This window comes from Planococcus sp. CAU13, assembly GCF_000775575.1.
Taxonomy (GTDB): Bacteria; Bacillota; Bacilli; order Bacillales_A; family Planococcaceae; genus Planococcus.
Window position 1 is genome coordinate 1 of the sequence record NZ_JRGN01000122.1, and the last position, 2,703, is coordinate 2,703.

Consider the following 2,703-nt stretch of genomic DNA (forward strand, 5'->3'; position numbering starts at 1 on the left):
TGAAATTATCGAAAGGAATGCAGCGGGTGCTGTGATCACTCATTCTCCGCCTTTATATGACTCGATCAGAGCTCTTGAAATCGGGCTTGTGATTGAAGGGAAAACTACAGGGTCCTCAAAGCAACTGAAGGGTATATTCTCAGTTGAAGTTCCGGAAACCTTCCTTTCCGCTGACAAAAAACTTACTGTACAAACGGTTACGAAAACAGAAAATCTCACATACAATAATATCTTTTACAGCACATGGCCCACAAAAACCTGTGAGTCCCTGAAACAGGATATCACAGCAAAAGTCACGCCTTTATTGTATGACTGCCTGATGGGCACGGGCGAACAGGTAAAAGATTTCGCGGACTGGCTGAAGAATCAAAAACTGGATCCGGCCGACTTCACAGTGTTTACACCTAGCCTGAAAGAGAATATCTGCGGCGGCAAGGCTAACTGCAATTCTGCCGAAAGCGGCGGAGTTATGGTTGTGGCACGGCCGGGAGATGCAAGTCTACTTGGTAATATGAATAATTTGAATAACGCCAATTTGATCGTCGATGGCCACCTGCGAGTCGAGCAGTTCCAGAATCCTGGCACAAAAAGCGATTCCCAGACGATTATCATGAGGCAATTGACCGTGAGCAAACACATGCACGGGCAAGGACTGGAAAACACGAATCTTTTGATTCTCGGAAAAGCAACCGGTGCAGACGCAGCCATGAATTTCATGGATAAAGTGACAATCGGCGACAATGGACGGGTTTGCTTCGACCTCGACCGGATCAAAAAGGCTGACTGGGAGGCATTCCGGGACAAAGTCGATTTTAAAAATAATAATACGACGGGCCAAATCATTTACTTCACTGAAAATCTTGCAGCGAATCCATTTATTCTGCCTAAAGACGGCAGCTTGTCTGCAGCTGAACGGACGAAACTGTACGTGCAGGGATATGACAATTACACCAATTTCCTGAGCAGCTGCGGCGTCAATGTATCGCAGAATATCAAGGAAATTACGGATATTCCGGTGCCATACGTGACAGATCCAGACTTCGATCTGGACGTAGATTATAACCCAGAGACAGATATCAATTAACTAGGGGGATCCACATGGTTCAAATATTAATAACCGTCATGCTTTCGGCGCTGATTTTGCCGCTAGCCTACTTCCGGTTCCAGACAACGCCGCTTCCGAAACGAATGCTGATTGCGGGTTCGATTGTTGCTGCCGCATTGGCATCAGCTTTTCTCCAGTACCTGGAACTTGCCTTTTACGTGCCGGTACTGGCAATTGTGGCAATTTCAATGATCGGCGCAATTGCCTATGCCAAAATCGAAGAGAAAGAAAAAGAGGAAAAACAGCGGATTGCTGATGAACGGAAACAGAAGCGCTATCAGGCTGTAGAAATTGATGTTACTTCTATAGAAGAAACTGCTCCAAAAGCAGAACCGGTCAAGTCCCTTTACGACGAACCGGCACAAGAGAAAAAACAATTTGCCATGCAGACGATCGGCACTGACGGAGAGGAGCGTTAAATTGGATAATCAAATTTTCGGTAAAACCTTATTGACGATCACCTCTTCGGCGCTGCTCGTTTTCGGTTTCGCAAACGCGGGTTCATTTGCCGCAGATAAATGGCTGTTCCCGGCACAGGAATTCGGCAGCAACACCTATATCGGCACAACCGATGTGTCGAATATGGAAGTGAATGACGCGCGTCTTCTGTTTGCCGGCAAAGTGGAATCCTGGCGCTCGACTGCTGAACTTCAGGTGACTTACCAGGACGTCACAGCGTCCTATCCGCTCGACAACGCGGAAATCCTGTTGGACGAAACCGTTATGACTGCACAGACTGGCACACAGAATAATTTCATCTTCAAATTATCGGAAGATACGACCCGCACTTTCCTCAATAGGCAGTTTCCGGTAGCGAATTTTTCAAATGAAGACGTTTTGGCCATCAATCAAAAACTGGAACTTGCGCTGCAATCCGGCCAGGCTCTCAGCCGTGTAACCATCAGTGATGATACGCTCGGCATCAGTTTTGAGACAGTAGCAGAAACGACATGGAATCATTCCTTCGACAGCGCTGGAGCCCAGGCAGTCGTCGACGCACTCGGCAATTATAAAATAGAAGCGGGCGCACAGTTTTCATTCCTTGATTTTATCAATGAACTGCAGCCTGCTGAAGTATCGGACGAAGACTTAACCGAAATTGCATCGATTCTTTACGCTTCTGTATTGAAAACGAATTTCCTTGTGGACGAGCGCAGCATCGGAACCGTGATTCCGGTATCAGTGCCGCTGGGCCATGAAGCGGCGATCAACCGCAAACTTGGCATCGATTTCGTGTTCACGAATGTCAATGCGAGCGGGTTCAATCTGCAGCTGACTGCAGCGGGACCGCAGCTGACATCGAAAATCGCAGGCTTGCCGTTGGTCCATACGTATGAAATCATGACCGGCAGCGAACAGAAACTGGAGCCGCGATTAATCAGACAGTTCAGCGCTTTTGTGACTTCCGGAGTTGTGGTCAATGAACAGGGAAGCGAGGGTGTGGTTGTGGAAGTGACACGTTCGGTCAGAAGTGACGGCACGGAGCTGAAAGTGGAAAGCGTGTCGACGGATTTCTATCCGCCCGTGCACCGCATTGAAGTTTATCCGCTGGAGCAGCCTGAAGCGCCGGCTCCTGTGACGAATCCGGATGGCACCAT

General features: G+C 48.2%; 3 protein-coding genes. All 3 read left to right on the forward strand.

What is annotated here, in order from left to right; genetic code table 11:
• A partial coding sequence (locus KW93_RS17400; RefSeq protein WP_033541915.1) for a hypothetical protein occupies positions 1 to 1,084 on the forward strand: 1,084 nt, incomplete at its 5' end.
• Positions 1,085 to 1,098: 14 nt separating this feature from the next.
• Positions 1,099 to 1,524: a hypothetical protein gene (locus tag KW93_RS05170; RefSeq protein ID WP_033541916.1), complete on the forward strand. Its 426-nt coding sequence runs from the start codon at positions 1,099 to 1,101 to the stop codon at positions 1,522 to 1,524.
• Position 1,525: 1 nt separating this feature from the next.
• On the forward strand, positions 1,526 to 2,703 hold a 1,178-nt coding region (locus tag KW93_RS16880), incomplete at its 3' end, for a VanW family protein (RefSeq protein WP_052131470.1).

Excerpts from the sequence above, each read along its gene's own strand:
- KW93_RS05170 (WP_033541916.1), top strand. The coding sequence starts at position 1,099 with ATGGTTCAAATATTAATAACCGTCATGCTTTCGGCGCTGATTTTGCCG.